The sequence below is a fragment of the Waterburya sp. genome (assembly GCF_058530065.1).
On record NZ_JBZNBU010000043.1, the window covers coordinates 1 to 19,024 of the forward strand.

17 protein-coding genes and 1 pseudogene are annotated in these 19,024 nt (G+C 39.1%); 9 read left to right on the forward strand and 9 right to left on the reverse strand.

The features are described 5' to 3' along the window. Together glgB and AC33VI_RS02860 are read right to left on the reverse strand one after the other, a co-directional pair. Positions 1 to 1,952, reverse strand: a 1,952-nt coding sequence (gene glgB, locus AC33VI_RS02855) for a 1,4-alpha-glucan branching enzyme (RefSeq protein ID WP_491780762.1), incomplete at its 3' end; no start/stop codon positions are given. A 176-nt stretch (positions 1,953 to 2,128) separates the two neighbouring features. Then, positions 2,129 to 2,458 carry a hypothetical protein gene (locus AC33VI_RS02860; protein ID WP_491780763.1) on the reverse strand — a complete coding sequence of 110 codons (330 nt, stop codon included), beginning with the start codon at positions 2,456 to 2,458 and terminating at the stop codon, positions 2,129 to 2,131. A gap of 54 nt (positions 2,459 to 2,512) precedes the next feature. On the opposite strand from AC33VI_RS02860, the gene AC33VI_RS02865 reads away from it, so the two are divergent. After that, the gene (locus AC33VI_RS02865; RefSeq protein ID WP_491780764.1) at positions 2,513 to 2,725 is read left to right on the forward strand and encodes a hypothetical protein; all 213 of its coding nucleotides are present in this window, start codon (positions 2,513 to 2,515) and stop codon (positions 2,723 to 2,725) included. 60 nt (positions 2,726 to 2,785) lie between these two features. After that, on the forward strand, positions 2,786 to 4,840 hold the full coding sequence (locus AC33VI_RS02870; protein ID WP_491780765.1) for a thioredoxin domain-containing protein: 2,055 nt from the start codon (positions 2,786 to 2,788) through the stop codon (positions 4,838 to 4,840). 3 nt (positions 4,841 to 4,843) lie between these two features. Here the strand turns inward: AC33VI_RS02870 and AC33VI_RS02875 are convergent, their stop codons facing one another. Then, positions 4,844 to 5,338, reverse strand: coding sequence for a hypothetical protein (locus AC33VI_RS02875; RefSeq protein WP_491780766.1), 495 nt, complete (start codon positions 5,336 to 5,338; stop codon positions 4,844 to 4,846). A 348-nt stretch (positions 5,339 to 5,686) separates the two neighbouring features. Here AC33VI_RS02875 and AC33VI_RS02880 point away from each other — a divergent pair, with 348 nt between their 5' ends. The 5 genes from AC33VI_RS02880 (at position 5,687) to AC33VI_RS02900 (ending at position 9,837) form a co-directional block, all read left to right on the forward strand. Further along, positions 5,687 to 6,265: a COP23 domain-containing protein gene (locus AC33VI_RS02880; RefSeq protein ID WP_491780767.1), complete on the forward strand. Its 579-nt coding sequence runs from the start codon at positions 5,687 to 5,689 to the stop codon at positions 6,263 to 6,265. Between the two features lie 8 nt (positions 6,266 to 6,273). Beyond that, complete coding sequence (locus AC33VI_RS02885) at positions 6,274 to 7,218, forward strand: RluA family pseudouridine synthase (protein WP_491780768.1); 945 nt, start codon at positions 6,274 to 6,276, stop codon at positions 7,216 to 7,218. A 169-nt stretch (positions 7,219 to 7,387) separates the two neighbouring features. After that, a complete protein-coding gene (locus tag AC33VI_RS02890; RefSeq protein WP_491780769.1) occupies positions 7,388 to 7,897 on the forward strand; it encodes an inorganic diphosphatase in 510 nt (169 codons plus the stop codon). A gap of 91 nt (positions 7,898 to 7,988) precedes the next feature. Further along, the gene (locus AC33VI_RS02895; RefSeq protein ID WP_491780770.1) at positions 7,989 to 8,345 is read left to right on the forward strand and encodes an NAD(P)H-quinone oxidoreductase subunit M; all 357 of its coding nucleotides are present in this window, start codon (positions 7,989 to 7,991) and stop codon (positions 8,343 to 8,345) included. Between the two features lie 514 nt (positions 8,346 to 8,859). Next, positions 8,860 to 9,837 carry an Npun_F0296 family exosortase-dependent surface protein gene (locus AC33VI_RS02900; protein ID WP_491780771.1) on the forward strand — a complete coding sequence of 326 codons (978 nt, stop codon included), beginning with the start codon at positions 8,860 to 8,862 and terminating at the stop codon, positions 9,835 to 9,837. 16 nt (positions 9,838 to 9,853) lie between these two features. Here AC33VI_RS02900 and AC33VI_RS02905 read toward each other — a convergent pair whose 3' ends face one another. After that, entirely contained in the window at positions 9,854 to 11,353 is a 1,500-nt protein-coding gene (locus AC33VI_RS02905; protein ID WP_491780772.1) for a site-2 protease family protein, read from the reverse strand. Between the two features lie 129 nt (positions 11,354 to 11,482). Between AC33VI_RS02905 and AC33VI_RS02910 the strand changes: the two genes are divergently transcribed. Further along, complete coding sequence (locus tag AC33VI_RS02910; protein ID WP_491780778.1) at positions 11,483 to 12,181, forward strand: MBL fold metallo-hydrolase; 699 nt, start codon at positions 11,483 to 11,485, stop codon at positions 12,179 to 12,181. Between the two features lie 186 nt (positions 12,182 to 12,367). On the opposite strand, the gene folE is transcribed toward AC33VI_RS02910, so the two are convergent. The 4 genes from folE to AC33VI_RS02930 form a co-directional block, all read right to left on the reverse strand. Further along, positions 12,368 to 13,099 carry a GTP cyclohydrolase I FolE gene (folE, locus tag AC33VI_RS02915; RefSeq protein ID WP_491780773.1) on the reverse strand — a complete coding sequence of 244 codons (732 nt, stop codon included), beginning with the start codon at positions 13,097 to 13,099 and terminating at the stop codon, positions 12,368 to 12,370. Positions 13,100 to 13,161: 62 nt separating this feature from the next. Further along, complete coding sequence (locus AC33VI_RS02920) at positions 13,162 to 13,896, reverse strand: SDR family oxidoreductase (protein ID WP_491780774.1); 735 nt, start codon at positions 13,894 to 13,896, stop codon at positions 13,162 to 13,164. A gap of 370 nt (positions 13,897 to 14,266) precedes the next feature. Continuing rightward, complete coding sequence (accA, locus tag AC33VI_RS02925) at positions 14,267 to 15,241, reverse strand: acetyl-CoA carboxylase carboxyl transferase subunit alpha (protein ID WP_491780775.1); 975 nt, start codon at positions 15,239 to 15,241, stop codon at positions 14,267 to 14,269. A 117-nt stretch (positions 15,242 to 15,358) separates the two neighbouring features. Then, positions 15,359 to 16,471, reverse strand: a complete 1,113-nt coding sequence (locus AC33VI_RS02930) for a YihY/virulence factor BrkB family protein (RefSeq protein WP_491780776.1) — start codon at positions 16,469 to 16,471, stop codon at positions 15,359 to 15,361. A gap of 397 nt (positions 16,472 to 16,868) precedes the next feature. Between AC33VI_RS02930 and sigC the strand changes: the two genes are divergently transcribed. Beyond that, positions 16,869 to 18,125 (forward strand): RNA polymerase sigma factor SigC, encoded by a 1,257-nt coding sequence (gene sigC / locus AC33VI_RS02935; protein ID WP_491780777.1) that lies wholly within the window; start codon positions 16,869 to 16,871, stop codon positions 18,123 to 18,125. 333 nt (positions 18,126 to 18,458) lie between these two features. Here sigC and AC33VI_RS02940 read toward each other — a convergent pair. Then, positions 18,459 to 19,024, reverse strand: a pseudogene (locus tag AC33VI_RS02940) (alkaline phosphatase family protein); the annotation flags it as partial.

Sequence of the window (19,024 nt, forward strand, 5' to 3'; positions counted from 1 at the left end):
CCTGGTTCCTCGAAGTCTTGGCTATATAAAGCAGGTTCGCTCTTATAAACTCCATTTAGATCACAAAAGAACTGTTTTAAAGTTTTGTGATGGTGATATTGCAACAGATCCCACTCCAAATCTCCCCAAACATTCCATTCACTCCACTGACCAAATTCCATACTCATAAACATGGTCTTTTTACCAGGGTGAGCAAACATATAGCCAAACAAGCAACGGACGTTAGCAAATTTTTGCCATTCATCCCCAGGCATTTTACCAATGATGTTACTCTTGCCGTGAACGATTTCATCATGGGAAAGAGCCAGCATATAGTTTTCGCTGTGGTGATACCACATACTGAAAGTCAGATTGTTTTGATGAAACTGCCTGAACCAAGGATCCATGTGAAAATAGTCCAACATATCGTGCATCCAGCCCATATTCCACTTCATATTGAAGCCCAATCCACCAGTATAGGTAGGCCAAGATACCATCGGCCAAGAAGTAGATTCTTCAGCAATAGATAGCACTCCAGGAAAATAACTAAACAATAAGCTATTGACCTGACGCAAGAAATCCGCAGCTTCGATATTTTCCGCACCGCCATATTCGTTAGCAATCCATTCCCCATCTTTACGACAGTAGTTTAGATAAAGCATGGATGCCACCGCATCAACTCGAATGCCATCAATATGATACTTATCAAACCAGAAGAGGGCATTTGCTACTAAAAAGTTACGAACTTCATTGCGACTGTAGTTAAAGACTAATGTACCCCATTCCTTGTGTTCTCCTTTGCGAGGATCTTCATGTTCGTAAAGATGAGTACCGTCGAAGAAAGCCAAACCATGTCCGTCTTTGGGAAAATGACCAGGAACCCAATCTACAATTACGCCGATATTGTTTTCATGACATTTATCGACAAAATACATGAAGTCTTCGGGTTTGCCATAGCGAGAAGTAGGAGCATAATATCCCGTAACTTGATATCCCCAAGAACCATCAAAAGGATGTTCGGCAACGGGTAATACTTCAATGTGGGTGTAGCCTAGTTCTTTAACATAAGGAATTAGTTTGTCTACTAGTTCGTAATAACTTAAAAAACGCGCTCCTTCTTTCCAATCAGAAACGGGTATAGATTCAACTTCTCCTGAAAGTAACTTTGTAGGCTCATTAGCATCTGCGTGCATCCAAGAACCTAAGTGAAGCTCGTAAACAGATATGGGTTTGGCTAAAGGATCGCTGTTACGACGTTCTTCCATCCAGGCTGTATCTTTCCATTGATAGCTGTTGAGATCTGCCACGATGGAAGCTGTCTTGGGTCGAACTTCCTGCTGGAAACCATAAGGGTCAGACTTTTCATAAATATGTCCTTCCCAGTTTTTAACTTCGTACTTATAAGCAGCACCTGTATCTAGTTCGGGAATAAATAATTCCCAAATACCACTGCTACCCTTACGCATTTGGTGTTTTCTGCCATCCCAACTGTTGAAATCGCCCAAAATTGAGACATTACGAGCATTGGGTGCCCAAAGAGCAAAATAAACACCTGCTATGCCATCAATAGTTGTGGGGTGCGCTCCTAGTTTTTCATAAATGCGATGGTGATTGCCCTCTGCAAACAAATGAATATCGACATCGGTAATTCTAGGAGAACTAAAAGCATAGGGATCGTAAATTACTCTTTCGCCGTCTTCTTCCTTAATCCGTAGTTGATAGTTAGAGAAGTCTGGATCTTGAACTACGCAAACAAAGAAATGAGGATTGTGCATTGGCTGCATGGGATATTCAGTTCTTTTTTCAGGGCAAACTACCCAAGCTGCATTAGCATCGGGTAAGTAAGCTCTAATAACCCAGCTTTGGACTTTGCCGTTTTGTTCGTAAGGATGACGACCTAAAACTTCAAAGGGATTGTGATGCAAGTTGTAAACAATCTTGTTAACTTGTTCGGGAGCAATGGTGATAGACATTAAAGTACCAGTATCCAAGTATGTAGTAGCAGTGGTTTTAAAAGAAGTCTGTTAGTTCAAAATCCAGTTAGACTAGATTTAAACAGCGTAGTCAAATTTTATAAAGTATTTGTATACATACTTTAACTAGTTTTACGCAATATATAAAAAAATTATTGATTTTTCGATAAAATAGTCTAGTAGAAAGGAATTACTGTTTTGAGGAATTTTCTAAGCTGTAGCAAAAAAATTAATTCCCGAACATTAGAATTTACTTTAGGGTTGTTAGTACTCTGAGCCAATTCAGCTTTTAATTCTTCATATTCTCGGGCAGATAGGGGCTTGCCATCAATAGGCGATCGCCCTTCTAAAATTATTTCCGTCCGCAAGATTTCTTCGGGAATGTCTTCTGGAGGTGGTAAAGCTTGGGCTACTGAGGATTGACGATCGCCATTCAAGGTCAATTGAAGTGAGATAGGGTTTAAGATAACTAATGCCAAGATAAAAGTTTTAATAAGTGGTTTCATGGGTTATCGATCGCTGCTAGGGTAATATTATTATCCTCTTTCATCTGGTAAAAAATGTCGTCTTTGGAAAAACGTTTGGCAGTATTTCGCAAACTACCCTTAAGAGCGCAATTAGCGACGATCTCTTCTTCTAAAGCTAATCAAATTTTGCGTCAGAATAAAACTTATATCGCTAGTTTGGAAGAGATTCACGCTGAATGTCTGGCTAACGCTACTCCAGAACAAAAATTAGTCTACGATAAAGCGAAAGAATTGATTGTTGATTAATACTTTGTCTGGCAATTATTCGGTTTAAAACTATCAAGCGATCGCCCTTTAGAAGAATCAATGTCTAATCATCTTGCATCTAGTCAAAGTCTCTATTTACGCAAACACGCAGAAAATCCGATTAATTGGTGGTATTGGTGCGATTCGGCATTAGAAGAAGCAAAACGAGATAATAAACCGATTTTTCTTTCTATTGGTTATTCTAGCTGTCACTGGTGTACGGTGATGGAAGGAGAAGCTTTTTCCGACCGCGCGATCGCCGATTATCTTAATGCTAATTTTCTTCCAATTAAAGTAGACCGCGAAGAAAGACCAGATATTGATAGCATCTATATGCAAGCTTTGCAGATGATGACCGGACAAGGGGGTTGGCCCTTGAATATTTTTCTCAATCCTGAAGATCTAGTCCCGTTTTATGGTGGCACTTATTTTCCCGTAGAGCCTAAATATGGTCGTCCTGGGTTTATTGAAATCCTCAAAGCAATTCGGAATTTTTACGATAACGAGCCAGAAAAATTAACTGCTTTTAAAACAGAGATTCTACAAAACCTACAACAATCGGCGTTGCTCTCCCAAGGAGAAGGCAATAACTCAAGTAAAGAACTTTTAGATCGGGCGATCGAAGTTAATTCCGCAGCTATTCAACCCAACAATCCTGGTCGTCCCAGTTTTCCGATGATTCCCTATGCAACTCTGGCTTTGCACGGTAGTCGTTTCGAGCGCGAATATACTTATAATCCTCAAGCCCTATCCCAACAACGAGGGCTAGATCTAGTTACGGGCGGTATTTACGACCATGTAGGAGGAGGATTCCATCGCTACACTGTAGATCATACTTGGACTGTACCCCATTTCGAGAAAATGCTCTACGATAACGGTCAAATTCTGGAGTATTTAAGCGATCTCTGGAGCAAAGGGGTAAAACAACCAGGAATTCAAACAGCGATCGCGGGAACGGTAGAGTGGTTGCAACGAGAAATGACTCACTCCGACGGTTATTTTTATGCCGCCCAGGATGCAGATAATTTTATTACCCCTACAGAAGTAGAGCCAGAAGAAGGAGCTTTTTATGTGTGGAGCTATACCGAGTTAGAATCTACCTTGAGCGCGACAGAATTAGCCGAATTAAAACGGGAATTTAATCTTACTACCCAAGGTAATTTTGAAGGTAATAACGTTCTACAACGCCTATCTACAGGGGAATTGTCTCCAACAATAGTCGAAGCTTTAGATAAACTATTTGCGGTGCGTTACGGGCAACCCAGAACAGCAATAACTACATTTCCCCCTGCCAAAAACAATCAGGAAGCTAAAAATGGCAATTGGTTGGGGCGAATTCCTCCCGTTACCGATACTAAAGGAATTGCAGCTTGGAATAGTTTGCAAATTTCTGGCTTGGCAAGGGCTTATGCTGTCTTTCAAGAAAAATCTTATTTAGATCTGGCGCTCGCAGCAATGGAGTTTATCGAACAAAATCAGTGGTTGGAGGGGAGATTTCAACGGCTGAACTACGACGGAGTAGCCACCGTACCCGCCCAGTCGGAAGACTATGCTTTTGCGATCAAAGCTTTGTTAGATTTACATAACGCTTGTCCCGATAATCCTCAATGGTTGAACCGTGCGGTGGAAGTTCAAGAAGAGTTCGATCGCTTGTTGTGGAGTGAAGATACGGGGGGCTACTATAATAATTCTGTCGATGCAGCCAAAGAATTATTAGTACGAGAGCGGAGTTATCTAGACAATGCCACCCCCTCTGCCAATGGCGTAGCGATCGCTAATTTAGTCCGACTGTCTCTCGTTACTGATAATTTAGAATATCGCGAGCGGGCAGAAACAGCCCTGGAAGCTTTCAGTATGGTGATGCACAAGTCTCCTACTGCTTGCCCTAGTTTGTTTGTCGCTTTAGATTGGTTCTTAAATGGTACTAGCGTTAAAAGCGATCGGGAAACCCTTAATTTGTTAAAGACTAATTATCTACCTACTACAGTTTTTCGGCTTGAAACCGACTTACCCGAAAATGCGATCGCTTTGGTCTGTCAGGGTTTATCTTGTCTCGAACCCGCAGATAATATAGATCTAGTTTTAGAACAAATTAGATCTGTTGACAACAACTAATTTTTAACTCTTCTTTATACTCAATACCAGTCGATCTAATAAATCCTGTAAATCTTGTCTGACAGATTCGTGGGTATATTCATCATTAGGATGAGGTGGCTGTCCTGGTTGTTGAAAATAGGGTCGTTCGTCGTACATCTGTCCCCACTTAATATCTACTTGTCTGACTAGCTCGTAAAGTAGATGGGGATTATCTAAAATAGAGCGCAGCATGGCTTCTAAAGCTACTAAAGGAGTTTCTTTATATTGGCTGACTCTAGGGTCTACTTTAACCCATTGATGTAAAATTGCTTGTAGTGCAGCCGAATTGTCTATTAGATTGCGATCGATAAAAAGATTGATAGCTGTAATTACTTGGACTAATTTGGGTACTGTAGATTCCCCTTTGAGAAACGTTCCTCCTTCTCTGCCAATTGCTTCGGCTAGGGAAAAAGGGCGATCGCCTAAAATATCTTGTTGCAGCAATAAATCTTCATCGGTATTGTCGGAAATAGACATGATTAACTTACTTTAAAATAGTTTTAAAATTTTATTGTATTTTGGATCACAGACTGGAAATACTAGCCAGTCAAAAGCTATAATACAAAGGAAGTGCATATAAATACACAAATTTTAATTTAAGATGCTCTTGGAAAACAGGTTGAATCGCCAAAACTGCATACAGTCTCCATCTCAAACCTATGAAAAAGACAAGATCTCTTTTTGTTGAGGGTTAAGGAAATCGGAAGTGCAATAAACCTCGATCTGCTTTCCTATCTAGTAAAATAACCTAACTAACTAGATCTAATCTAATATTTAGACTTTATATATTTATACTTACAACATAACTACTCTGTAGCTAGAACCATGAAACGAAACCTGTTAACACAAACGATGCTCGGTTTGAGCTTAATTGTTGGTGCGATCGCTACTGGTGTTGAATCTGCCCAAGCTCAAGATCGCTTTGCTTGCGATACTCAGCAAATGGCAACCACTGTTTTAACTGAAAGAGGATCTATTCCTCTCATTAGATGGACAGATCGTTCTTTTCCCCCTCCTTTCACACCCGAACAACGCTGTCAGATTGTTTCCAATCGCTTTAAGAATTTCCATAACAACGGAACTCTAAAATACATTAAAGCTGATACAGTTAATAACTCCCCTGCCCTTTGCGTTGCTGCTTATGAGGGTGGTCCTTGTCTTCCCAATGGACTTTTAGTGACTTTTAAACCTGGTACGGATGCCAATCAAATTTTAATTAGGCTATTAGATCGTAGGGTGTGGGCTGCTAGTGGTCCAATTAGACTCAGCAGTGGCAGCAATCAGCGCAGTAGCGACGAACCAGTTACAGGGAATAAAACTAAGTCAGCAATTACCCAAGTAGATGGCGAAACCTATTTGGATATGGACTTATTTCTCAATTGGACTGACGAAAACTTTAATTAATAATTTTAATGAATCGGGGCTGGATTTATCGCGATCGCGTATCGCCACAAGATGCAGGAAAAACGGTATTAGATTATTACGCCCAAAAGTATCGTCACTCTAGCCCCCAAGAATGGCAAACTAGAATTGAATCGGGTTTTATTTTACTTGGCGATCGCTTGGTTAAAATTGATACTATTCTTCAGCCAGGAGATAAATTAGCCTATCATCGTCAGCCTTGGCAAGAACCCGAAGTTCCGTTAAATTTTCAGGTCTTATACGAAGATGAAGACTTTTTAGTCATTAATAAACCTTCTGGACTGCCTGTAATCCCTGGAGGTGGTTTTCTAGAACATACTTTACTCTGGCAATTAAAAACTCTCTACCCTGAAGCTACCCCCTCACCGATCCATCGTTTGGGGAGGGGAACTTCAGGGCTATTATTATTAGGGCGTTCTCCTTTAGGAAAATCTAGTTTAGCCCAACAAATACGTCCCAGTACTATCGGGCAAAATAAAACTCAGATTAGCAAAGTTTATCGCGTTCTGGTGCAACAAAACACCATGAGCGATCGCTTTACTGTTGATCGACCCATTGGCAAAATTTCCCATCCAGTTTTGGGTTATATCTATGGCGCAACACCAAACGGCAAACCCGCTCTTAGTGACTGTAAGGTAATTCAACGTTATAGCGATCGCACTTTACTTGAAGTACGCATCTTTACTGGTCGTCCCCACCAAATTAGAATCCATCTGGCAGCATTAGGCTATCCCCTATTAGGCGATCCTTTATATATTTCGGGAGGAACTTTTGCACCCATAACTGAAGCCATGAAATCTATTCCCGTGCCAGGAGATTGCGGTTATTTTCTCCACGCTTACAAATTAACTTTGATTCATCCGCGATCGCAACAAAAACTGAGTTTTAAATGTCCTACTCCTCAAAACTGGCAAAGGTTGATGGCTGAATCTTAATTCTCCCAAGCAAGATAGAAATAAAATTGGTTTCTCAATCGGGTAGAATGCTTCATGGCGGTTCTATTAAGTTTTATTGAATTTGAATCGATCGCCTGCCAGAAAGAATTTTTTTCTGGATATAAAAATCATTGTTTTTAGTTAACCTATTTACTATTAGGAGAATTTTATGGACTTATCTTTGATTCCAGCACAGCCTGAAGCTGGCGTAATTAACGTTTTAATCGAAATCCCTGGCGGTAGCAAAAACAAGTATGAATTCGACAAAGACATGAACGCTTTTGCTCTAGATCGCGTTTTATTTGCTTCTGTTCAATATCCCTTCGATTATGGTTTTGTCCCCAATACTTTGGCTGATGATGGCGATCCTTTAGATGGCATGGTGATGATGGATGAACCTACTTTTCCTGGTTGTGTAATTGCTGCAAGACCCATTGGTATGCTAGAAATGATTGACGGTGGCGATCGAGATGAAAAAATTCTTTGCGTTCCTGCTGAAGATCCTCGTTACAACGAAGTAAAATCCTTAAAAGATGTTGCTCCCCACCGTTTAGAAGAAATTGCTGAATTCTTCAGAACTTATAAAAACCTAGAGAAAAAAGAAACTGAAATCTTAGGCTGGAAAGATGTTGATGCCGTAACTCCTTTAGTTGAAGAGTGCATCAAAGCTTATAAGTAATTAGTTGGGGTTTATTTGGTGGGTAGAAAATTATGGTTTATTTTTTGTCCTGCCAAGTAAGCTTATATAATAAAATCTAAAAGATAATAGTATGCTTGTTAAGTCCACCACCCGTCACGTTCGTATTTACACCGCAGAAGTTAAAGATAACGAACTAGTTCCTAGCGATCGCGTTTTAACTTTAGATATCGATCCAGACAATGAATTTAATTGGAGTGAAGACACTCTCCAAAAGGTATATCGTAAGTTTGACGAACTAGTAGAAAAGAACAATGGCGAAGATTTAAGCGAATACAATCTACGTCTCATCGGTTCTGATTTAGAACACTTTATTCGTTCTCTCTTGCTTGGTGGCGAAATTAGCTACAATCTTGGTGCTAGAGTTCGTAACTATAGTATGGGTTTACCTCGTATGGAGAGTCCCGATACTGAAGGAAAATATCGTTAAAACTATCCAATTACCAATTATTTATTTAACCTTCGGTTAGTTATTAGTTATTAGTTATTAGTTTTTAGGTCTAAGTCCCCTCTCATAATCTTCGATTTGAGAGTCTTAACTAATTAGTGGTTCAAATCTACTAATTAATTGAACTAAAAACTGTACGGGCGAACCGCCGTTCGCCCCTACTAACTACTAAAAACTCTTTTAATTATATTTATGGCGATCGCATTATTAAAAGTTGCGATCGCTTTTTAATTTTATAGTTATGCTAAATTCTAATTGAAGTTTTGAAACTCAACAGTATTTATACGTATTTCAAAAACTCTAGAATTAACCCAATAAATATCTAATTACAGTCTTTATTATTAGATTTCTCTCTTTTATTAATAATTAACTTGATAATTACTTTATAAAACTAATCGGTATTTCAAGGGATAACATTTATCTTTTCAGTTGTTACGATTGACTTACAAGGAAAAACATAAATATAAATTACGATTTTTTCATCATAATCAAGTTAATGAACCAGAAAATATTTAAAATTTTAACTAGTAGTATTTTACTAGCTGGATTAGGAATTGCTACTAGTGCTGAAAAAGCTTTAAGCAATGGAATAACTGTCACCATTGAAGCCCCAGAAATCCAAAGCTCTCAACTACCAAACAGTAATGAATATTTTGTAGTTGATTTTGAAAATCAAAATGGCACAAATTCTTTTAATGTAACTAATAACAATACAACCTATTCTTACAGTAGCGATTTAGAAGTTAAATCTGCCAATCAATGGGGAGGGGCAAATGGTTCAAAATTTATTACTCAAAAGGTATTAGAATCTATTAGAAGTTATAAATTAACTGTTAGCGAAGAGCAAAAATATTTTGGTTTTTGGTGGTCTGCTGGAGATCCTTATAACCAAATAACTTTCAAAAATGATGGTGAAGAAGTTGCATCTTTTAAAACTTCTGACTTGGTAAATTTTATCAATGATTCTGGTACGGTTAACACAGAATCCTATAAAGGGAATCCTGCTTATAACGGAGAACAAACAGGACATTTAAACGAACCTTTTGCTTTTGTGAATGTCTTTTTTAATCAAGATACTGCTTACGATGAAATTATTGTAGCCACCCTCACTGAAGGTGGTTCGGCATTTGAATCGGACAATCATACTTTTTCGGCAATTGCTCAAGAGATTAGAGGAGAAGTAATTCCCAATGGTGCGCCTGTAGCCAATAGCGATAGTGCTACTACTTCTATTTTAAGCACAATTACAATTGATGTTTTAGCAAACGATACCGATCCAGAGGGAGACGAACTAACTCTCACAGGAGTTAATGCTGCCTTTTCTGGAGGACAAGCCGTAATTGAAGACAATAAAATTGTTTACACTGCTGGGAATGTTCCTGGGGGATTTAGCTTGAGCTATACAGTAGAAGATGAGAAAGGTAAATCCAGTGAAGGTACTGTGGAGCTTACCGTAATTGCTGCTCCTGATTAAATAACTCATAAACCTATCACATATTTAGCAATCCTGCGATCGCGTTAGGCAAGGGTAAAATAGTCACAATCAATAACGCTAAAGCAAATAAACCTAAAAAATCCCGCTTATTATCGAGTTCTGTAACATCGTTAAGAGCGGGTTGATCTATCAAGGGTATCAACCACATAATAATTGCCCAAATCCAAAAATAGGGATGAATTAGAGCAAATAATAAAGCCAAAATACGGGTAATTTGTCCTACTGCGATCGCCATTTTTTGTCCGAAGACAGCATGAACGATATGCCCTCCATCCAATTGTCCGATGGGAATTAAATTAATTGCTGCAATAAACAAGCCCACACATCCTGCAACTGCGATGGGATGAAGTCGAACGCCCATTTCTGCCGTTAGAGAAGAACCCAAAGCTGCTTTGGCAATCAGAGAAAGGAATAGAGATATACGAGGATCTTGAGCTTGAAGATTGAATGTAGAAGATTCTTCTAAAGGCACTACTGTAGATGAGGAAAACCCCCAAATAGAAATAGGAACGATTAAAATAAATCCTGCTAAAGAACTAATAATTGCTAGGTCGAATAAGGCTTTACGATGGGGGATGGGAGATCTTCTTTGACTCAATGCTCCCAAAGTTCCTACGGCAAAATTGTCTAGTAAAAAAGGAAAGGGAATAAAATAGGGCAGGGTAGTGCGAATTTTGTAATAACCCGCTACGAAGAAATGGCTAAATTTCTGCACTCCAATAATTAAAAGTAAAGGCAAACTATAACTCAATCCTTTTAAAAGTAAGTTAGGATTGGCTAATAATTCTTCGACTGAAGTGCCATCAATACTAACCCCAGCAATGGTAGTAGTTAATAGAGTAATCAAAAACATCACAGCAGCAAAAACTACTCGGCGATCGTTTTCTCCTTGCTCCTTCTCTTTCGATTTAGCATGGGGATTGGGAACTAAGGCAAAAAAAGGTTTACCGCGAAAATTTTCTTGAAAAATCAGGAAAAAGCGATCGCCAAAAGCTTGCTCGATATTCTGTTTAATTTCTCGATAAGCATCTTCTGGTATTGTCTTTAATTTCCCCTGGCAAAATATTGCTTGAGGGCGATAATCAATATTTTGCAAATAATAAACGTTCCATGGAAAACAATTACGGAGAGTAGTTTCTTCCTGGGTATTTATAGGGCGAGGGGCAGGATTAGATTCGGCAGTGGTTTTTGCCATAGCTACAAGTTTTTGTTCGCTGGGTTGTGCGGTACTGGTTTCTGGTTTTTTTTCTGGTTTGCCTCGTTGAACGAGCCATCCATATAGCAAAGGACAAACAATTAGAGGCAACAAAAATACAAGTATTGGTAAAGGTTGTTCTTCGCCAAAAATATAAGTCCAAGTCGTCCAAATAAAGGATGGTAGCATAATTACTAACCAACACAACCATACAGGAGTAGTTGTCTTATGCTTAACACTACGATCCACAATTAAATAGGCGATAGGACCTAATACAACTAAAATTAACCAGAGTTCCATAAAAAAGTCTTTCTAAATCTGTATCCTAAATTTTTTCCTCAATAACTATTGTGGACTGAAAATTAAGAGTGGAAAGATAAAATAAAAATGCGAGCGGATAGTGTAAACAAAGTACCTCTATATTTTAGAATGCCCGAAAACTCGACCAAAATTAATCATTCAAGCTCGGTCAACCACAAATCTCCTCGCCCAATTTTGCCAGGAATATTTGCTTTTGCCCCCAATCGAGATACTTTGGGTGCTACCTCTTACTTTATTGTAGATAAAAGTGGCAATATTCTCCTCGATTGTCCTGCTTGGAATCAACCAAATCAAGAGTTTTTAATTTCTCAAGGGGGGGTAAACTCGTTAATTATTACTCATCGAGGTGGGATTGGCAAAAATGTAATGGAGATGCAGAAAAACCTCGACTGTGAAGTCATAATTCAGGAACAAGAAGCCTATTTATTACCTGAAGTCACAGTTAATTCTTTTGCCGATAATTTAATTGTTGGAGACAATTTAGAACTTATTTGGACTTGCGGACATTCTCCTGGTTCTTCTTGTTTGTATTGGAAACAAGAAGGAGGAATATTATTTACGGGAAGACATTTGCTACCCAAATCCCCAACAGAAATTGTTCCTTTACGCACTGCTAAAACTTTTCATTGGTGGCGACAGTTAGACAGTATTGCCAAATTGCGCGATCGCTTTTCTCCAGATACATTGAAATATATTCTTCCTGGAGCAAATACAGGCTATCTCCGAGGAAAAGGTTATCTAGAGAATGGATACGAACTATTATATGCTTTAGATTTAAAAGCTTTACGAAATACAGAAGCCATCTAAAATAATAGTTAGAGCAGAGACTTTGTAGTTAAATGAATGAATGTTGGGTTTTGCTACGCGCTACCCAACTGGAGCAAATACAGGCTATCCTACCAAGCAATTGTCCATTGTAAAAAGAAATGACGAGAATTTCACTTCTCGTCATTTTAAATTCAAAATATTTCTAAACTAAACCATTTAAAAAATTTAGAAATTAGGCTGATGACGAATTAGATTGAGAAACTCTTCGCGAGTTTTTTGATCGTCTTGAAAAGAACCGATCATCGCACTAGTCACAGTCCAAGAACCAGGTTTTTGGACTCCACGCATCGACATACACATATGACTTGCTTCCATAACCACAGCAACCCCTTGAGGTTCTAGAATCTCTTGAACTGCTTCGGCAATTTGACGAGTCAAACGTTCTTGTACCTGTAAGCGACGAGCATACATTTCTACAATACGGGCTAATTTGCTCAAACCAACTACTTTTTGATTGGGAATATAGGCTACGTGTGCTCTACCCATAAAGGGCAGCATATGGTGTTCGCAAAGACTGAAGAAGTTAATATCTCTAACCAAAACCATTTCATTGTGTCCTTCGTCAAAGATTGCGCCGTTAACGAGTTCTTCTAGAGACTGATTGTAGCCGCTAGTTAAAAATTGCATCGCTTCGGCAACTCTTTTAGGAGTCTTCAGCAATCCTTCTCGTTCTGGATCTTCGCCTACGGACTCTAGCATGGTGTAAACAGCTTCCATCATTTTTACTTTGGCAGCCTCTGAAGTTGCCTTGATTTCTGCTGCTTTACCGTTATGAGTGTTGCGGTCTGGTCTACTTTCAACTTGCTCTAGCAAACTAGCCTTAAGTGGATTTGAACCATTACCGTTACCATTAAAAGATTCAGAACGATTAGAACTGTTAGAAGAAACTATTGTCATAATGTGTTAATGCGAGTAAAACTCTGTCCTCTTGCTGTAATTTTTTTGGCGAGCGATGTTATTTACAATGCCCCTCCACTGGGCATAACAATCATCTCTTCTACTACCGCCTGATGGGGTAGCAAAGCTGTATGGAGTATAGATTGGGCGACAATCTCTGGAGTAAGCATTGCCTCCCGATTGAAATCTGCTTTTACGGTATCTGTGTCCCAAATGGGTGTATTGACCGAACCAGGAGAGATAGTTACAGTACGAATGCCGTTAGCTCTCTCTTCTACTGACAAAGCTTTGCTTAAAGCAACCAAAGCTGCCTTGCTCACACCATATACACCCCAATCAGGAAAAGCATTGAAAGCAGCGATCGAAGCTACGTTAATAATCGTTCCTGACTTGCGATCGCGCATTCGGGGTAAAACTCCTTGAACGCATTGAAATATGCTGGTTAGGTTGAGATTTAATACTCTCTGCCAATCTTGAAGGGGAGTTTTGTATAAAGAATTGGTGTAGCCCATTCCTGCATTGTTGACGAGAATGTCTATCGAACCCAGATCGGAACAAATGTCACTAATTTTTTGTCTGACCAGTTCTAATTCTTCTAAATCCAAAGAATAAACTTTCACTGTTCCTGGAGTATCTAAAGCTTCTATTTCGCCCGCTACGGCTTCTAACTTAGCCCTAGAACGACTCACTAAAGCAACCTCAATACCCGATTTAGCAAAAGCTATCGCAGTTGCTTTTCCAATACCACTACTAGCACCTGTCACTATTGCTCGTAGTTGATTTGAAGGTGAATTCATTATTTGTTGACGATCGTTTCCCAAACTTGCTTTTCTGATGAATTTGTCTGCTCGCAGAAGATTCTCCGAACTCAGCTATTAGCTGCATCCAGAGGGATAAATTTCTTATTGTTCGTCAAGGGGGTGAAATATCGGTAACAATATTTACCTCCGACGAGCGAAAATATAAAATACTGCAAGTGTCGATTTGACTTAAATATATTTATGCTTTTGACTTCTCTAGCGTCTCTGGTTCTAAGTTTTAGAACTTCTATTTACTAGTTAGGTCTTGCAGCAACCCTACATTAAAATTAATGTAACAAAATATTGCCTTAGCAATTATAGCATTAGTAAATGATCGCAGAATTAAATAAAATTTTGGTTATTCACCCTAGACTGTTTCAAACTGTCCGATATCGCGGAATTTTTGATAGCGCAATTCTTTTCGTTGCTCGGAAGTCATTTGAGTCAATTGTTCGAGATGATCAGCGATAGTTTCCTTTAATTTGGCTGCTGCTTCTACAGGGTTGGCATGGGCTCCACTACTGGGTTCGGGAATAATTTCATCGATAATATTAAGTTCTTTTAAATCTCCAGCAGTAATTTTTAGAGCAGCAGCAGCGCGATCGCTTTTCTTCGCATCTTTCCACAAAATTGCCGCACAAGCTTCGGGACTAGCAACAGTATAGACCGAATGTTCTAGCATCAATAGGCGATCGGCTACTCCAATACCCAAAGCCCCCCCAGAACCACCTTCGCCGATAACCGTACAAATAATCGGTACGTCAAAACCAAACATTTGCTGAAGATTATAGGCGATCGCTTCTCCCTGTCCGAGTTTTTCGGCTTCCACTCCAGACCAAGCTCCAGGGGTATCGATGAAGGTCAAAATTGGCATATTAAACTTGTTGGCGTGTTCCATTAAACGTAACGCCTTGCGATAGCCTCCTGGGAAAGCCATACCAAAATTGCGGGCGACATTATCTTTAGTGTCTCTACCTTTTTGGTGTCCCATAATTACCACTGGACGACCATTGATGCGAGCCAAGCCACCTACTAATGCAGGATCGTCATAACCACCGCGATCGCCGTGTAATTCCAGCCATTCATCGCTAATAGCTTGGACGTAGTCTAGGGTACTGGGGCGACGAGGATGGCGAGCTAGCTGTAGCCTCTGACCTGGGGTTAATGTACTAAATATCTCTTGCCTTAACTGTTCTGCCCTTACTTCCAGCTGAGATATTTCTGCGGAAACATCTACTTGGTTTTCTTCTGCTAAGGTTTTAATTTGCTCTATTCTAGATTCTAACTCGCAAAGAGGCTTTTCAAAATCTAGTAAAAAGGTTTTTTTCTTAGTTTTGGGCATGGTTAGCAAGTAAATTGTCTATGATAGATCGGAAGTCCCCACAATATATTATCGGCTATTTGGTGTTTTTTAGGAAATTTGTCACCCTAGATACAACAATTATCTAGTTTCAAAATGTTAGTGCCTTTGCCTGTCATTCATTGCTTCGCCCACAATGCTATTAACCTGTTCGCCAATTAGCATTACTAGAGAACTTAAATATAACCACAACATTAAAATAATTACAGTTCCCACCGCACCATAAATTTTGCTATAGATACCAATATGGGAAACATAAAAACGAAATATCAAAGAAACGATCGCCCAAGAAATAGCTGCTAAAATTGCTCCTGGAAAAATAGGGATATTTTTAGTCCGCTGGCTCGAACCATAGCGATAGATCAGACTAAAGGCGATCGCAATGATACCCAAAGCGATCGGAAAACCCAAAATGCGCCACAGATCGACCAGCATTTCACTCAATGCCAATTCTAGGTTGGAATTGATAATCAGATTTTGGAACGTCAGAAAACAAGCAAAAACTAGTTGAACGGCTACTGCTGTTAACAGAATGATTAAGGCAATAATAGTCGATTTGAATTCTCGATCTTTTTTGCGTCTTAAATTAGTTTGAAACTGATAGATTACTCCCGCACTAGTAGTGACGATCGCAATAATTACAATCGTGCTAAAAATTTTCCAAGTAGATAGTAAAAGAGAAGTCCAATTTTGTTGGAGAGCAATGTGTAACAGAAAATCTCCTACCCAGAGTAAAAAACAAGCAATAATTAAAAATATTAAAGTTAAAATTGTTAGAGAAACTGCGATAGTTTTTGTTTGCAAGTAAGAGCGTTTGTCTTGCTCTGCCACTTGATGGATTTCATCTAAAGCATTCATCGCAGCACTTAATACTCCAGAAATAATCCAAATTGCCGCAATTGAACTCAACGAGAACCAGCTTTTGCCTTCGGCTGTTTTAATATCTTCAATGAATTCTAAGAGTAAAGTCCAAATTTGGACTGGAATAATGTCGGCAAAATGAATTGCCAGACCAACTAAGGTAGATTCTACAGATTGCTCGAATAAACTAATAGCAGTTAGAACGGCGATAATGGCTGGAAACAAGCCTAACATTCCATGAAAAGCCATCTCCGCTGCCAAACCAGTCAGTCGCTTTTGAATCACGCAAGCAATAGTTTTTTGTACGTTTATCCAGTTGAGATAGCGTACAAATTTAATCCAAGCAAACATGAAAACTTTCTACGGCTAAGTTACTATTTCTTTCTTGTTTTTTATAACCTCAATACCCCAAGATGAAAACATTTTATTTTTCAATGGAAACGAAAAACTGCTGAGTTAAAACTAGCGATCGCCTCTCAATTGTCATTAAGAAATATAAAGTATTTTAGTTTAGGGGAACTTTTGACTTCTAAGGGCATTCCTCAATCCAGAAAGCAATATTTATCGACTTCCTCACAATCTAGAAGATCGACAACAAGGAACAGCCAACCATGTTGTTAAGCCCAAACCCTAGAATAAAAGAAAAATACTGGAGTTATGTTCTTTTTTAGAGCAAATTGGGCAATCTATTCTCAGAGGAGGGAGTCAAATCCACAACCTTCACTGGAGTCGTCATTAAGAAATCCCTATGCTTGCTAGTTCTTCCTATGTTGAAACCGAAGGAGATAATTCTTCACCCAATCCCGATCTTCGTCTAGATTTAGAAACCGATAATGATGGTTCTGATAAGTTACCAGAAGAACTTGTAGAACTCGACCTAGACAATATAGATCCCGATCGCGTTCCTCAAAGAGGTAGCCGTACTACTACCGATTTAGTCCGATTATATTTACAAGAAATCGGTAGAGTACCCTTATTAGAGAGAGACGAAGAAGTTTCAGAAGCTCAAAAAGTTCAAAAACACATTCAGATTCTGGAAGAGAGAACTAAAGCTGCCGAAGCAGGCAACGAAATTCTCCAAGAATTTATCGAGCTAGTAGACGTTCACGATCGTCTGGTTACTCAAATTAGTCACCGTCCTTCTTTGAAAAGATGGTCAATGGCATTGGGTATGGAAATTTCTCTGCTGAAAGAAAAGCTAGCAACGGGCAAACAGGCTTGGGCGGAAGTTATTGGTTGCAATGTCAAAGAACTAGATAAAATTCAAAACAGTGGCATCCGCGCCAAAGAACATATGATCAAAGCAAACTTGCGTTTGGTCGTTTCTGTAGCTAAAAAATATCAAAATCGCGGTTTAGAGTTATTAGACTTAATTCAAGAGGGTACTCTAGGGCTAGAAAGGGCGGTAGAAAAATTCGATCCGACCAAAGGCTATCGTTTTAGTACCTATGCTTACTGGTGGATTCGTCAAGGAATTACCAGAGCGATCGCTACTCAAAGCAGAACTATTCGCCTTCCCGTTCATATTACGGAAAAACTCAACAAAATTAAAAAAGCTCAACGCAAAATTTCTCAAGAGAAAGGACGCACTCCCAAAATTGAGGATATCGCTAAAGAGTTGGATATGACTGCAGCCCAAATTCGCGAAGTGTTATTGCGCGTACCTCGTTCGGTATCTTTGGAAATTAAAGTCGGTAAGGAAAAAGATACGGAATTGGGAGATTTGTTGGAAACTGAAAGTGCTTCTCCTGAAGAAACTTTGATGCGAGAGTCTTTACAGAAAGATTTACACTATCTACTTTCAGAATTAACCAGTCGCGAAAGAGAAGTAATTCAAATGCGTTTTGGTTTTGGAGGGGAAAAACCCTTTTCTCTAGCGGAAATCGGTCGTTGTTTGGAATTATCGCGGGAAAGAGTGCGTCAAATTGAAGCCAAAGCTTTACAAAAACTACGCCAACCCCGACGCAGAAATTTGATTCGAGATTATTTAGAATCTCTAAGCTAAGGCGATCGCGTAAATAAATTAAAGTCAAGGAAGAGAGGATTAATTCTCTCTTTTTTTTTTGTTTGAATAAAATAATATTAAATCTATTCATCTAGAAATTAGATTAGGTTATTTCTGTGAAATGAGACGTATACATCATATTCATAATAAATCCATTATTCAAAGCGATCGCAATTGCCCTGAATCATACCTCGATCCAGCAACGCCTTCCCCAAAAGGCAAGAGAACACTAATAATTTCAATGGGCAAATTAAAACTCATGCTTTAAGCCTAACGATACACTTAAAAATCGTTGTTCAACTTCACTTTTTTCTCAAAATGGATAAAGTCTAGCTAAGTAAGATGCTTAAGTATTACATCAAATACTTGCCTAGCTTCAATTGTTTCATTTTTCAAGATATCTTGCTGCTGAGTAATCAATAAAGGCGATTGTGCTGGCGAGCTAGTCAGATGACCATGAGAACCTTTAACTAAGTCGGCATCCAAAGGAATAACATCCATCAAATAACGAAAACCTAATTTCTTTTTGAGTAAAGTCATTGCAACTTTAGCTTTCGGCAAGCTAATTTGGGGATCGATAAATAGCTCTACAGGATCGTATCCAGGTTTGCGATGGATGTCTACAGTGCGGGCAAAATCAGGGGCTAGCCTGTCCTCTAGCCAATAGTAATAACTAAACCAAGCGTCTGAATTGGCGATCGCCACAAGCTCTCCCGAACGATCGTGATTTAGATTATATTCTTCTTTGCCCGAACTGTCTAAAACTAGATCGATCCCAGGAGTATTTTCTAGGATGCTTTTAACTCGATCGAAACAACTGAGATCGTTGATATAAACGTGGGCAATTTGATGATCGGCAACCGCAAAAACTTTACTAGCCCCAGGAATGAGAATTTCGC